At 50.3% G+C, this 13,483-nt stretch carries 10 protein-coding genes; 5 read left to right on the top strand and 5 right to left on the bottom strand.

Going from position 1 to position 13,483, the window contains the following annotated elements:
- Nucleotides 1-32 precede the first annotated feature (32 nt).
- Nucleotides 33-683 (bottom strand): Pr6Pr family membrane protein, encoded by a 651-nt coding sequence (locus tag EG028_RS08255; RefSeq protein WP_120515122.1) that lies wholly within the window; start codon nt 681-683, stop codon nt 33-35.
- A 173-nt stretch (nt 684-856) separates the two neighbouring features.
- On the opposite strand from EG028_RS08255, the gene EG028_RS08250 reads away from it, so the two are divergent.
- Nucleotides 857-1,489: a DUF2306 domain-containing protein gene (locus EG028_RS08250; RefSeq protein ID WP_120515121.1), complete on the top strand. Its 633-nt coding sequence runs from the start codon at nt 857-859 to the stop codon at nt 1,487-1,489.
- A 19-nt stretch (nt 1,490-1,508) separates the two neighbouring features.
- On the opposite strand, the gene EG028_RS08245 is transcribed toward EG028_RS08250, so the two are convergent.
- Nucleotides 1,509-2,564: a linear amide C-N hydrolase gene (locus EG028_RS08245; RefSeq protein ID WP_120515120.1), complete on the bottom strand. Its 1,056-nt coding sequence runs from the start codon at nt 2,562-2,564 to the stop codon at nt 1,509-1,511.
- A 184-nt stretch (nt 2,565-2,748) separates the two neighbouring features.
- Nucleotides 2,749-4,200: a ComEC/Rec2 family competence protein gene (locus EG028_RS08240; protein ID WP_120515119.1), complete on the bottom strand. Its 1,452-nt coding sequence runs from the start codon at nt 4,198-4,200 to the stop codon at nt 2,749-2,751.
- Nucleotides 4,201-4,343: 143 nt separating this feature from the next.
- On the opposite strand from EG028_RS08240, the gene EG028_RS08235 reads away from it, so the two are divergent.
- From EG028_RS08235 to EG028_RS08225, 3 genes are read left to right on the top strand one after another with little or no spacing between them, the layout of a single operon-like run.
- Nucleotides 4,344-5,654, top strand: a complete 1,311-nt coding sequence (locus tag EG028_RS08235) for a patatin-like phospholipase family protein (protein WP_120515118.1) — start codon at nt 4,344-4,346, stop codon at nt 5,652-5,654.
- Between the two features lie 5 nt (nt 5,655-5,659).
- Entirely contained in the window at nt 5,660-7,681 is a 2,022-nt protein-coding gene (locus EG028_RS08230) for a gluzincin family metallopeptidase (protein WP_120515117.1), read from the top strand.
- A gap of 10 nt (nt 7,682-7,691) precedes the next feature.
- Nucleotides 7,692-9,194, top strand: coding sequence for an MBL fold metallo-hydrolase (locus tag EG028_RS08225; protein WP_123864602.1), 1,503 nt, complete (start codon nt 7,692-7,694; stop codon nt 9,192-9,194).
- 69 nt (nt 9,195-9,263) lie between these two features.
- Here EG028_RS08225 and EG028_RS08220 read toward each other — a convergent pair whose 3' ends face one another.
- On the bottom strand, nt 9,264-10,604 hold the full coding sequence (locus tag EG028_RS08220; RefSeq protein WP_206614369.1) for an alkaline phosphatase family protein: 1,341 nt from the start codon (nt 10,602-10,604) through the stop codon (nt 9,264-9,266).
- A 181-nt stretch (nt 10,605-10,785) separates the two neighbouring features.
- Between EG028_RS08220 and EG028_RS08215 the strand changes: the two genes are divergently transcribed.
- Nucleotides 10,786-11,196 carry an SMI1/KNR4 family protein gene (locus tag EG028_RS08215; RefSeq protein WP_120515115.1) on the top strand — a complete coding sequence of 137 codons (411 nt, stop codon included), beginning with the start codon at nt 10,786-10,788 and terminating at the stop codon, nt 11,194-11,196.
- Here EG028_RS08215 and EG028_RS08210 read toward each other — a convergent pair whose 3' ends face one another.
- Nucleotides 11,197-13,449, bottom strand: coding sequence for an ATP-binding cassette domain-containing protein (locus tag EG028_RS08210; protein WP_120515114.1), 2,253 nt, complete (start codon nt 13,447-13,449; stop codon nt 11,197-11,199).
- Nucleotides 13,450-13,483: the final 34 nt, after the last annotated feature.

Here is a 13,483-nt window from a genome sequence, read left to right as displayed (position 1 = left end):
TAGAATAAATTTAGAAGGGTGGCCGCCTGGGGTCATTCCGGCTGCCTGGAGAGCTTTTCCTTGCGCAGCTGGGTTACTCCCAGCAGCAGCCAGGCCAGTACCCAGAAGCCTCCCAGCATGGCCGCCCCGTTCAGCAGGGCCTTGGGATAACCCAGCAATTCCGCATCCGCGAAGGGGTAGGGGTAATGACCCGTAAAAAGGCCCAGCGTGATCACATAAAGAATATAGATCAGCGGGTAGATCATCCAGGGGTTAAATGCTTTTATCTTCAGGCCTCTTTTGGGGATGAACAGTATCCAGAACAATACAAAGACCAACGGCTGAATGGTATGCAGCAGTTCGTCCACCACCAGCTGCAACCCTTTGGGCTCCCATAAAAAACGGAGTATAAGGTTGTAGATCACACCCACAACGATAATAAACACCGTGATGGCAAAAACGGATTCCGCCTTCCTGAACAGGCGGCCCAGCCGGGTATCGCGCGGCAGCCAGAAGGCAGTGAACGTGAGCGCCGCCAGCGTATTGGTGGTGATGGTGAAATAACCGATGAACCGCAACAGCAGCTCTCCCAGTGGTATCGTCCTGGTAGTAACAGAGAGATACAACTGGCCGGCGATGGCAAACCAGCCCAGTAATGCGCCTATGGCCGCGTATGTCTTCAGGAATTTCGGGGATGTGTTCATGAGGTATCTGCAATGTAATATATCTGTATAAGTTACATACTCTTGCTGTAGTTTCCTATTGTTTCTTCAATAGCGGCGTACAGGGAATAAATTTTCCCTGACTGAATAATTCTTCCGTTATTGATTTCGCCGCCGCCTGTATTGATTTTTGTGTTCAATCAAACAGACCGACGATGAAAAATACCTTTGCCGCAAAGCCATGGAATATATGGGAAGTACTGCAATTATTGTTCTGGTCGCTTATTGTGTTCCTCACCTGGCAATTTATGCACAACGCGGATCACTTCCTTGAAATGACACCCGAGGCCCTCGGGAAATATTTTGACCTCCGTTATGTATTGATCCTGCACATCACCGCGGGTGGCGGGGCCTTGATCATGGGGCCTTTCCAGTTCTGGGACAGGCTCCGGAACAACAACTGGCGCCTCCATCGTATCATTGGCATATTGTACCTGCTCGCTATTGCCGCAAGCGGTCTCTGCGCGCTGATACTGGCGTTTACCACCGCTCATGCGATCAATTGGCCTTATGCTTTTTCTTTGCAGGTATGGGTAAGCGTATGGCTCACCGCCACGACTATTGCCTATCGCGCCGCCATTCAGCGGAAATTTAAGCTGCACAAGGAATGGATGACCAGGAGTTATATCGTTACCCTCGCCTTCGTGGTATCCGGCTCTTTGCTGAAGCTGCCCGTTGTACAACGGCTGGGTGATTTTGCGGATATATCGCCTACCTTTTTCTGGCTGGGCTGGGCTGTACCCTTGTACATTTATGAAATGATACTGGCTTCCCGGCGCAAAGCCTGATGTGGTAATGGCCGGAGCCTTAATGATTACCCAGGCCCTGGAACCTGAACGGCTGGGCGTTCACGAACTTTTTAGCAGCGTCGCCGGCATATATTTCCCCTTTGGTCAGGCCCAGCTTTTTGACCCTGGCGCCTTTGGAGAAATTTACGTTCTTAAAGTCCACCCAGAAGGTATTAGGGGTGAGCGCCGTTTCAAAATAATAGATCAGGTTTTTGTGATCTGATACGGAGCGCCAGCGGGTGGAAGAAATATTCGGCTGTTCGGGTGAAGAGATGCCCAGTGGCACGGAACAGTTGCGGATAACGCTGAATACCGCCGCTGTGGCCACATGTGTATTGTCTGTCTGGGGAATGGCTTTGATGTAAAAAGAAGCCCGTATAAAACGGTCCGACGCGCGGTTGGTGCCCGGCAGCATCACGGTGCCGCCGATCTCTTTCCAGTATTCACCCAGCGCAAGCTGTTTGTCGAAAATGGGGGAGTTGGTCATCACGGTGTAGGCGGTATCGTGATGAATGACCAGTTTGCCGTTGATGTATTCGAAGATGGCATTGTCGCCGGAGGCATCCGATACGGAGAGGTGCAGGGTGGCGAGGCGTTCCATACCAGGCACCTTATCGGTTACGACAGTGAATTTTTCCTGGCGGAGGGCTTCAACGGTCTCATTCACCGTGGCAAAATTGTCCAGCACATACTGTACCCAGGCAGCGATGCTCAATCCCGGGCCGCTGCCGTTATAGGGAGGATATTCTGATTCCACGAGCCATAGCACGTTCGCTACCAGCCCTTTTTCATTCATCCCGTCCGTGGTGGAGATGTCATATCCTGATGCCGTTACGCTGCCATATTTGGAGGTCCATTTAATGGAGTTAGGGCCGGCTTCCCCGCTGCGCTGCATACCCCGTGGGAATATCCAGAGATTGGTCAGGATGTCTTCTTTCCAGTCCATGGATCGGGCGGTAAGTACAAGGCCGCCGGGGCTTTTGTACACCACGCGCGTACAGGCGTTCACAGGTGTAGGCGGGCAGATGATCATGGAGATAGCCGCCAGTATTGCAAGTCTGATCAGGTGTCTCATAATATCAGGATTTACTTTTTACTAACAAGCCCGGACACAGAATGTTTAACGACCCTTCCGGCCGCGGCCGCCGCTAACCCGGAGGTTACCGCTAACCTCCGGGAAAGTGCTGTAGGTTGGGAGGGGGCCGGTCTCTTACTTTTATAGCTTGATTATATTTTATAGGGAAATATTTAGCTTTTGCTCAACGGTCATAAAGTGTATATTCCACCCGTATATGGTATCCATTATTTTCATTTACCGCCAGCAGGTTGGTGGAGATTCCCGCGGCTACAAGGTCTGTGATCACTTTGGGACTGGGATGCCGCCAGGTGCCGCCCCAGGCTTTATGTACGCCGTAATTGATAAATAACCAGCGGTCGACCGGCAGCCTTGTAAAAAGATGCAGGCTGGAATTATGGGAAGAGCCATGATGCGGCACCTGGAATAACCAGAAGTTATGCCAATAGTTTTTATATCTCCTCATAAAAGCGTTGGTATCTTCTTCCGCCAGCAGAAATGAATCCGAGGTAAGCAGGGTGTTGGCTATGAGAGACCTTTCATAGTGATATCCGTAATAATATTGAAAGTCAACCTGATTGGACCTAAGGCGTGTCTCAGTGCCGGCCGTTCCATCCAATTTTTGGATATGGTATATCTGCTGGGTATAACGGTCAGAGTTTTTCGCGTAATGCCAGGGTGCGATTTTACTGAATTTTTTCACCAGGTTATAGTGTAACAATGAAAGTGCCGTGGTATTCATGTTCATCAACTCATTTTCTTTGATGGAGATGTTATTTACCGTTTTCAGCGCTTCCTGGAATAACTCTTTTACGATTGTGGCCGAACGAAGATTGTTTTTGATCACATTTGTCAGTTCATCAATGCCAGGATTTGCCGGATACTTAAACTCCGTGCTGAAACGTTGCAGGAACAGTTCATATACTTTATCAAAAAAAGCTTTGTTATCCGACCCAATATCTTTCCTGTAGAAGAGGAACTCCATCAACGGGGTATCATTCGCCCGTGTAAACCCTTTCTGTGAATCCTTTACTTTCCTTGCCTGCGTGGATTTGGTGTTCAGTTCACCGGGGGGCATCGGCATAGTACCCCCTTCAAATGCAAAGCTCCATTCGATATTTTCTCCCCGGCCTTCTTCATCCGGCGGCGCATCATCGCCCGGCGGTGGAAATGGCGGGTTCTCCGGGTCGCTGTCCACAAAAGTAATGTCACCACCCTCGTCCAGGTACGGTGCCAAAGCGGATGCCGGATCGATGATGATATCCACGGTGCCGCTGCTATCCGGGTTATTCAGTTCTCCCTGTTCTATCAGCCGGAATACGAGGAATAGCCGCTCAGCGATTCCTACAAAAGGCGCGACGATCTTTTTGACCTTTATTCCTTTCAGCAGGTAGTCCAGGTGATTGACATGATCCGCATCAAAGTGGGAAATTATAAGCAGGTCAATTTGGGACGTTAGTTGTGTGCGCTTGTATTTATCGATCTCATCCCTAATGTTGTCCCTGTTCAGGCTACCGCAATCAAAGACAAATCTGAATTCTGTCGGGTAGTGGTATAAACTCATATTGCCGCTGTAAAAAAATCCCTGTCCGGCAGGGTGCAGACAAAGATTCTGGGTGATGAGAAGGTCGTGCATGCGGTGTGAAATTGGGGGGTAAAGATGATAAGAGATTATACTCAATTTATCTTATCAGGCGTAAATAAACAATACTCACTTTTGGGTATTGGTGGACAATAAAATATGTTTTATCTTTCATTTACCCCTAATGTTTATCCTTTATGCCCGTTATTCCCCGTCATGAGTTGGGCTTGTCCCTTTCCGGAGGCGGCTATCGCGCCGCAGCTTTTCATCTTGGTACTTTAAACAAGCTGAATGACCTGCATATACTGGACAAGGTCAGTGTGTTGTCCACTATTTCGGGGGGTACTATTACAGGTGCGGCCTGGTGCCTGTATAAAGGCGAATACAAAGCCTTTCATGAAGAAATGAAAAACAATTTGCAGAAACATGATGTGATCAGGAGCATCCTTCGCACCTGGACCGTGATCAGATCTGCCTTTGTATTTATCGGGCTTCCGCTTGTTTCCATCGTATTGTCCTTTACTTCCTGGGCCTGGCTGACGTTCCTGTTGCTGATGATGTGGGGCATATTGCTCATGAAATACCAGTTCCGGATATTTGACGTAAGCAAGGTGATAGAACGCGCTTACGACAGGTTCCTTTATCACGGCCAAAAGCTGAGGGACCTTAAAGGGTCCCCGATTTTGGTCATCGGATCATCCAATCTGCATACCGGCAGGCCTTTTTACTTCGGGAGGAACTTTATGTCGGATTCTATGTATTCGGATAAGGACGTGTATATCCCGCCTGTCGAATTTAACCCGGGGGAGTTTCCCATCGCCCGTGCGGTAATGGCCTCTTCCTGCATACCGTTTGTTTTTTCCCCGGTAAAGATTGATGCATGTTATTATAAGGCCGGCGGGGATTTTAAGAGGGTGAAGCCGGTACTGGTAGACGGCGGAGTATACGACAACCAGGGTATTTCGAAGATTACGCAACCCAAAGGTGGGCTGGCCTGCAGACGGATCATTACTTCCGATGCCGGCGGGCCTTTTATGGGCGATAAACAATACAAAAATACTTTCTCATTATTGCTCCGCACAATGAACCTGTTCATGTACAGGATCAAAACCGCCCAGATGGTCCAGCATATTTATACAAATGTGACAGGCAGGCCCATCGCTTATTATTCCCTTGGCTGGGATATTAAAGAGTGCCTGGACGGGTTTGTGGACAATATGCTGGAAGGGAACGTACCGTTATCTGTCATACAGCATCACAATTTCCCCCCGCAATACCTCCAGGATATAAAGAACCACAAGCAGGAGATCAAAGATTTTATCGCTTCAAAAGTAGGGTTCAGCGGTATTGCGGCACGGGGGCTGAACGGTGCGGAGCTAATGGTTGCCCGGAATACAGGCACCAATCTCACCCGCCTGTCCGAAGAGCGGGTGAACTTCCTGATCCGACATGCGGAAGACCTTACAGAGCTACAGGTAAAATTATATTGTCCCGATCTGATAAACTGATTATTATGCCTATCCCAGACAAAATTCCCGCTTTCAGAAGGCTCCGTGGTTACGCCTTCGACCCCTCGTTGTCGCTCAGAAGCGATACCGCATTTATCAACAATATTGTATACAATGTGCCATGGGAAACCAAACTTGACCCCGGCCCGGTGGGTGAATACCTGGAGGTGGTGGATTACGACCCCACCACCAAAAAACATTACGAACCGGTGGTACTCAATAATAAAAACCTGCTGGCGCAGGACGGATTACAGCCGTCTGAAGTTAACCCGCAGTTTCATCAGCAGATGGTCTATGCGGTAGCCATGACCACCATCACTAATTTTGAAACGGCACTTGGCAGGAAAGTGATATGGGCTCCCCGGCGGCTGGCGGACCGCGACAAGTACGCGGAATATGTAGCCAGGCTCCGCGTATACCCGCATGCTCTCCGTGATACCAATGCCTATTACAGCCCGCAGAAAAAAGCGCTGCTGTTTGGGTATTTCGAAGCAAGGCCTGCCAACAATACCCTGCACATGCCAGGCTCGTTTGTATTTACCTGTCTCAGTCATGATATTATTGCCCATGAGGTAACGCACGCTATCCTGGACGGTATGTATCCGGCCTATTCAGAGGCTTCCAATCCGGATGTTCTTGCATTTCATGAAGCATTTGCAGATATCGTCGCGCTTTTCCAGCACTTTACTTTTCCCGAAGTGTTAAAACACCAGGTGGCTAAAACCCGTGGCGACCTGGCGTCGCAGAATCTGCTGGGCGAGCTGGCGCAGGAGTTTGGCTCCGCTATCGGCAGCTATGGCTCCTTGAGGGACGCCATTGGGGAGATAGACCCTGTTACTAAAACATGGAAAGCAAAAGAGCCGCGCGGCGATGAGTATAACACCGTGATGGAGCCGCATCAGCGGGGCAGTACCCTCGTTTCGGCCGTATTTGAGGCATTTCTCAGCATTTATAAAGGAAGAATAAAAGACCTTTTGCGAATGGCCACCGGTGGGACTGGAGTGCTGCCTCAGGGAGAACTGCACCCGGACCTGGTGAACCGCCTGGCTTCAGAGGCGTCCAAAGCAGCCAAACACGTGCTGAATATGTGTATCAGGGCGCTGGACTATTGCCCGCCGGTAGACATCACTTTCGGTGATTACCTGCGCGCAATCATCACGGCGGATAGGGCCCTGGTAAATAATGACAGCCTCGATTACCGCCTCGCCTTTATAGAAGCTTTCAGAAGAAGGGGGATTTATCCCCAAGGGCTCAAAACATTCAGTGTAGACAGCCTGGAGTTGATGAACGGAAATGGTCTCGCCGGGAATGGGAAAGATGATCCTATCCAGATACTGACGCAATTTTTCAGGAAGTATGCCTCGGATATCTCCTATGAACAGGACAGGGAAAAGATCTTCAGGATCAGCAGGAAATATATCACAGGCGAAAATGGGCTCCATAGCAGGCTGTCCGAAAAGTTCCTGGGCAACGGGAAATTTCAGATGCTGACGGGGTTGGTGTTTAATACCAACTGGAAAGATTTTGGTGTGCGCACATCCACAAAAAAGTATCTGGGGGGTGAAGGGCCTTCCTATCAGATTCAGAACCTTCGTTTGGTGTCCAGGGTAGGGCCTGAAAACAATCTGCTGAACCAGGTGGTGTTTTCGCTGGTGCAACGCAGCGGTATCGTAATGGAAGCGGGGGAATTCAAAGAGCATTACCACCTGGGAGAACCACTGCCGGAAGGGAATGCCGGCGCTACTGAAGATGGCCTGCCCATACAGGACAGGTTTGTATTATACGGCGGCTGTACCATGATATTTGACTTGAATACACAGGAGCTGAAATATGTAGTGTGCAAACCGCTTTTGAATATTGATAAACTTAAAAAGACCGGTGAAGTGGAAATAGACAGGGAGCGGATCAGGCAGCAATACAATTACCAGCGTGAGGAGGGACTGATGCACCTCAGCGAATACAACCGCTATTTCGGCAGCGGCCTGCATCATCCTCTGAATGAGCCCTTTTGTTTCTTACATCATTAATTATCAGCTTATGCCAAATACAAATAGCGCCAATAAAGTAACACATGCCGTGGTACGCATGTACTGTATGGGTACCGGCGATTGTTTTATCATCAAGTTCTTCGCCGGTGACAATGTAAGATTTAAGATGATGATCGACTGTGGCGTATGGACCGGCGGCAAAGACCGGCTGACGCCCTTCATGGAGGACCTGAAAGAATATGTAGAAGGGGAAGTGGACCTGCTGGTGATCACACACGAGCACCTGGACCATGTATCTGTATTCGAAACCTGCAGTGACGTTTTTACAAACAACTTTACCGTAAAAAAGATATGGATGAGTTGGTCGGAAAATGACAGTCTCTCCAAAATAAAAAGGTGGAAAACAGAATACGGTGAAAAGAAAAGGGCGCTGGCCCTGGCTTCGGAAAGGCTGGAAGAAGCGCTTATGCGGCCAGAGGAACGCGAGGCATTTATAAACGGCGCCGATGGCCTTGCGATAATGGGGGCCAGGAAGCACTTTGCAGCCGCCCTGTCAAACTTCTCAATGCTGCATATGCAAGGCGTGGCGGGACAATACAAAGGAATGCTGGAAGGAATGCGTATCGTAAAAAAGGAAATAGCAAACGACAATATTGAGTACATGTACCCCGGCAATATCATAGAGGACCTCCCTGGGCTTGAAGGTGTAAGGTTTTATGTACTGGGCCCCCCGGAAAAGTGGGATGATGTGGAAACGGAAGGCGGTGGAGAAGGTGAAAGTTATACGCACAACAAAATATTAAAAGGAGAGGAAGCTTTTGCCGTGGCGATAACAGGCACAAATGCCGCCGGGGGAACGGATGGTATTTTACCCTTTGAGGCCTTTTACGAATCGGCATCAGATAATAATAATGTTCGTAAGTCATATGACGATCCTGATTGCGCATGGCGCACGATTGAGAACGAATGGCTCTTCAGCGCGGGAAACCTTGCATTGAGGATCGGTACGCTGACCAACAATTTAAGCCTGGTGATTGCTATTGAATTTGAAGAAAACCGGCGGGTAATGCTTTTTCCAGGAGATGCTGAATATGGCAGCTGGCGTACCTGGCACAACATCAGCTGGGAAGGTATTGAAAAACCTGAAGATGGTGTACATTTTACCCAGGACCTGCTTCGCCGTACAGTATTCTACAAGATTGCGCATCATATGAGCCACAATGGGACGGCGGAGCGCCTTGGCCTGAACATGATGGAGCATAAAGACCTGGCGGCTATGGGCTCTCTCGATTACAAGGTTATTCCTCCGGCCTGGAAAGGCACCATGCCCAACCGCGAAATGCTCCAGGAACTGCTGCGAAAGACAAAAGGACGGCTGATGATCATGAATGAAAAGGGCATTTTTTATGACTTCCATGACCAGGAACCTATCGCAGGGAAAATAAAACAAGCCCGGAGCAAGATGAACGTAGGAGAAAAAGCGGCTTTTGAGGACGACTTTAAAAAAGATGAAACAAATGGTTATTACATCGATTATAAAGTAAAGGCCTGATCATTTAAAACAGCAAAGGCCCCCGTTCCGCGAACAGGAGCCCTTCTTTATATATTGAATATAAACCGCTTATTTCGCCAGCACCCCGTTCAGCAGCAAGCCATCTCCCGCCGGCATATCCAGCTGGAGGAGGTTGCTCACCAGCGGCGCAATGTCCACTAGGCCCATCTGCGGGATCACGCCGCCTTTACGGATACCGTTGCCAAAGGCCACAAAACCCGTCTGTATCTCTTTAAAATCAGGATAAAACCCGTGTGTGCCGCCCTTCGCCGCGCGGATGAACTCGCCGGTGGCCGTGGGAGAAAACGCATATCCCTGTTGCCCCGCCAGTCCCAATGCCGCGGTAGGATCGGCGCCGATCGCGTCCAGGTCTTCGCGGGACTTGATGATAAAAGTCTGCTGTTGCTGCACGGGCAGGCTTTTTAAAAGCTGGAGTACTTTTTCTTTGGTCTGTTTGTCGTTTTTGTCTTTCAGTTGGAGGAAACATCCGCCGCCCGCCGTATGGAAATAAGCTTTCCAGTCCTCCGGTTTCTGCGGATCATAAAGGCCAGCTTTAACCAGCAGCACATTGGGCGCCAGCGTGGCGTGAATGTCTACAAACCCGTGATCGCCGGTGACGATGATCGTGGTGTTTTTGGTAATGCCCGCCATGTCCACCGCTTCGCGGATGCTTTTTACGGCGCGGTCCGCGCTGGCTACTGCCGCTCTTACTTTGTCGCCGTCGCGGCCTTCTTCGTGTTCAAAGTGGTCCACCATTACCAGGTGTATGGCTGTAAACGCAGGTTTGTATTTGCGGATGAGGTAACAGCCGGTGCGGGCAAGATTGTCGTCCAGGCCCAGGTAGTCGCCGCTGAAGTCGATGTCTTCCAGTTTGCCAAGCGCATTGTTTTCCAGTTCCTCGTAAAGGCCTGCGGGGGTGGTATTTTCTTTCAGGGCTTTGAGGGTGATACGGGCCTTTTTGTCGGACAGGTACCAGTATTCGGGAAAGTTGTACGTGGCGGGGGAATTAAAGGAAACGGGCCAGTATACGGAGGCTGTTTTTAAACCTTTGTCTTTGGCCGCGCTGAAGATCGTGGGTGTTTTGATGGTATTATAATCCCAGATCCATTTGGCGGTAATGCCCAGCGGCTCTGAGGGTGTATTGTAATATACGCCGTGTTTAAGGGGTTTTACGCCCGTGATCATCGTGGTGTGGGAAGGGTAGGTGACGGTCGGGAATACGCCGTCCACGCCGTCCGCATACACGCCTTCTTTCATCGCCTGGCGGAGGTTCACCATGTTCCAGGAGGGATCTTTATAAAACTCGGGCCGGAGGCCGTCGATACTGATCAGGATGACGTGCTGGTCCTGTCCATTGGCCATAGTATGGAGGAAAAACATTGCGGCAACCGCAAGTATGGTTCTTTTCATTTGGAATTGTTATAGGGTATAAACGTCTAAAATAATGTTTACACTTCGTAATAAATAATGTTACGAAATCTTTAATTCAGGTTTAAAAATATTTAATTGGACGTTTCCGGAGTATTATTGTGGTGCCCGGGTTTAACTTCGAAACGGGATTACATTGACAGGATTTTTCTATTTTGGTGCTATGGAATGGACATTCGAAAAGATATTGGACCAATGGAAACGGGAAGGGATCAAACTAAGTCCGGGTGCATCGCCGGATCAGATCAGGCAGGCGGAGGAAGCGCTGTCATTTGAGTTCCCGGAGGACTTTAAAGCCTTTTATATGCTGGCTGATGGTTTTGCCGAAATGGATCTTTTGGCGAACCTTGTGGCCATCTGGCCGCTGGAAAGGATCATAAAAGAGTATGAGGCAGCTGCCAATAAGGATTTTATCGGCTTTTCCGATTTTATGATCAACAGTTATGATGTCGGCTTCCTTAAAACCCGGCCCGGCTTATACAAAGATTTCAGGCATCTGGGAGTAGAATATCTGGCGGAATCATTTACGCGTACGATCCGGTTGGTCTTCGCGGATGATGATGTGATCTATTGATTATTTCGAATAATATTCCCTCAGATACTTCCCCGTCACACTATCCTTCGCCTTCACCATATCTTTCAAAGTCCCCTCAAATACCACTTTTCCGCCTTTGTTCCCTGCGCCGGGGCCGATGTCTATCACCCAGTCCGCCTGGCTGATCACTTCCACATTGTGTTCGATGATGATGACGGTATTGCCTTTGTCCACCATCTCCTGGAAGATCGTCATCAGCTGTGCCGTATCAGAGGGATGCAGACCGGTGGTAGGTTCGTCGAAGATAAAAAGGCGGCCTTCTTCTTCCAGCTCGGCCGCCAGTTTGAGGCGTTGTCTTTCCCCGCCTGAAAAAGTGTTCAGCGACTGCCCCAGTGAAATATATCCCAGCCCCAGCCTCGCTACTTTCTGCAGGATGTCTTTCAATGCGTACCCTTCAAAAAAAGTAATGGCTTCTTCCACCGTCATGGCCAGTACTTCGGCGATGTTTTTTTTATGCCATTTGTAACGTAAGGCTTCGCCATTGTAACCTGAACCGTTGCAGGCGTCGCAGGTTTCTTCCACACTGTCCATAAATGCGAGGTCCAGGGTGATGATACCGAGGCCTTTGCATTCGGGGCAGGCGCCTTCGCTGTTTGCGCTGAATATGCCCGCACTGGTTTTATTGGTTTTGGCAAACAGGCTCCTGATCTCGTCGAAGACGCCGGTGTAACTGGCGATGTGCGCCCGCCTGGAGCCGCGTAGCGGGCTCTGGTCTATCAGCGTGGCGGATGGATGTTGTTCCGGCAACACCTGGTTGATCAGCGTGCTTTTGCCTGAGCCGGCCACGCCGGTGATCACGTTCAGAACGCCTTCCGGGATGCGCAGCGTCACGTTTTTTACATTATGCAGCGTGGCGTTGGAAATGGTGAGATGCCCGGAGGCTGTGCGCGGCTGTTCATTGAGCGTATGCTGCTGGCGGAAATATGCGCCGGTTAAACCTTTGGAACGTTTCAGGCCGTTGAATGTCCCTTCGTACACGATCTCTCCGCCATGTACGCCCGCTTTGGGCCCCATATCCACTACGTGGTCCGCAATGGCGATGATGTCCGGGTCGTGCTCCACGATGAGGATGGTGTTACCTTTGTCGCGCAGCTGCTCCATCTGCCGGTTCAGGCGCTGTACGTCCGCCGGGTGAAGGCCGGTACTGGGCTCGTCGAAGATGTAAATGAGGCCGGTCAGGCTGCTGCCAAGGTGTTTGACCATCTTGATGCGCTGGCTTTCCCCGCCGGAAAGCGTGCTGGTGGTACGGTCCAGGCTGAGATAGGAAAGGCCGATATCGATGAGGTGCCGGAGTCTTTTGATCAGCTCGGCCACGATGGTCTGTACCTGTTTGGTTTTGATCTGTTCCAGGAATTTTTCCAGCTCGTTGATCTGCATGGCGGCGCAGTCCGCAATGTTTTTCCCTTTAATCCCGCTGGCCAGCACCTGTTGATTGAGCCGCGCGCCGTGGCATACCGGGCAGTCATCCAGGCGGATCACTTCGTATACTTCTTCACTGTTACGGTTGAACGTTTTGGATTCTCTTTTCAGGAAAGTACGCGTGATGCGGGTGATCACGCCTTCATATTGCTGCGTTTTACCCCAGCCGGGCAAAGGATGCGGTGGCTTGTGCTCGGGCGCGTTCAGCAGCAGCTCCCATTCTTCAGGAGAGTAATCGCGCAGTTTTTTGTCGTTGTCAAAATATCCTGAAAGCGTATACCGCGCCCAGCGGTAGCTGCCGGGCTGAAAGGTGGGGAAGTTGATGGCGCCTTCGTTTAAGGACTTACGCCGGTCGATCAGTTTATTCAGGTTGATCGTGTTTACTTTTCCCAGCCCTTCGCAATTCGGGCACATACCGGCCGGATTGTTGAAGGAAAAAGCATTGGCGTATCCCGCGAATGGCTCCCCGGCGCGGGAAAACAACAACCGTAACAGGCTGAAGGTATCCGTGGCCGTGCCCACGGTGGAGCGGGCATTGCCGCCTATCCGTTTCTGGTTGATCACGATGGCTACGTTCAGGTGCTCGATCTTATCCACATCGGGCTGACCGTAGTGTTGCAGGCGGTGCCGTACAAAACTGTCGTATGTCTCGTTCAGCTGCCGCTGCGCTTCCGCGCCAATGGTCTCAAACACCAGCGACGACTTGCCTGAGCCGGATACGCCGGTGAATACGGTGATCCTGTTTTTCGGCAGCGACAGTGATATATTCTTCAGGTTGTTCTGCCTGGCGTTTACAATGGATATATGCTGCATGGTTCCGGTTAAATGATCTTCAATGCGATCGCAA

This window comes from Chitinophaga barathri (genome assembly GCF_003807585.1).
Lineage (GTDB): Bacteria > Bacteroidota > Bacteroidia > Chitinophagales > Chitinophagaceae > Chitinophaga > Chitinophaga barathri.
This window is presented reverse-complemented; position numbering and strand designations above follow the sequence as displayed.

Excerpts from the sequence above, each read along its gene's own strand:
- EG028_RS08230 (WP_120515117.1), top strand. The coding sequence starts at position 5,660 with ATGCCTATCCCAGACAAAATTCCCGCTTTCAGAAGGCTCCGTGGTTAC.
- EG028_RS08215 (WP_120515115.1), top strand. The coding sequence starts at position 10,786 with ATGGAATGGACATTCGAAAAGATATTGGACCAATGGAAACGGGAAGGG.
- EG028_RS08210 (WP_120515114.1), bottom strand. The coding sequence starts at position 13,449 with ATGCAGCATATATCCATTGTAAACGCCAGGCAGAACAACCTGAAGAAT.
- EG028_RS08220 (WP_206614369.1), bottom strand. The coding sequence starts at position 10,604 with ATGAAAAGAACCATACTTGCGGTTGCCGCAATGTTTTTCCTCCATACT.
- EG028_RS08245 (WP_120515120.1), bottom strand. The coding sequence starts at position 2,564 with ATGAGACACCTGATCAGACTTGCAATACTGGCGGCTATCTCCATGATC.
- EG028_RS08225 (WP_123864602.1), top strand. The coding sequence starts at position 7,692 with ATGCCAAATACAAATAGCGCCAATAAAGTAACACATGCCGTGGTACGC.
- EG028_RS08250 (WP_120515121.1), top strand. The coding sequence starts at position 857 with ATGAAAAATACCTTTGCCGCAAAGCCATGGAATATATGGGAAGTACTG.
- EG028_RS08255 (WP_120515122.1), bottom strand. The coding sequence starts at position 683 with ATGAACACATCCCCGAAATTCCTGAAGACATACGCGGCCATAGGCGCA.
- EG028_RS08240 (WP_120515119.1), bottom strand. The coding sequence starts at position 4,200 with ATGCACGACCTTCTCATCACCCAGAATCTTTGTCTGCACCCTGCCGGA.
- EG028_RS08235 (WP_120515118.1), top strand. The coding sequence starts at position 4,344 with ATGCCCGTTATTCCCCGTCATGAGTTGGGCTTGTCCCTTTCCGGAGGC.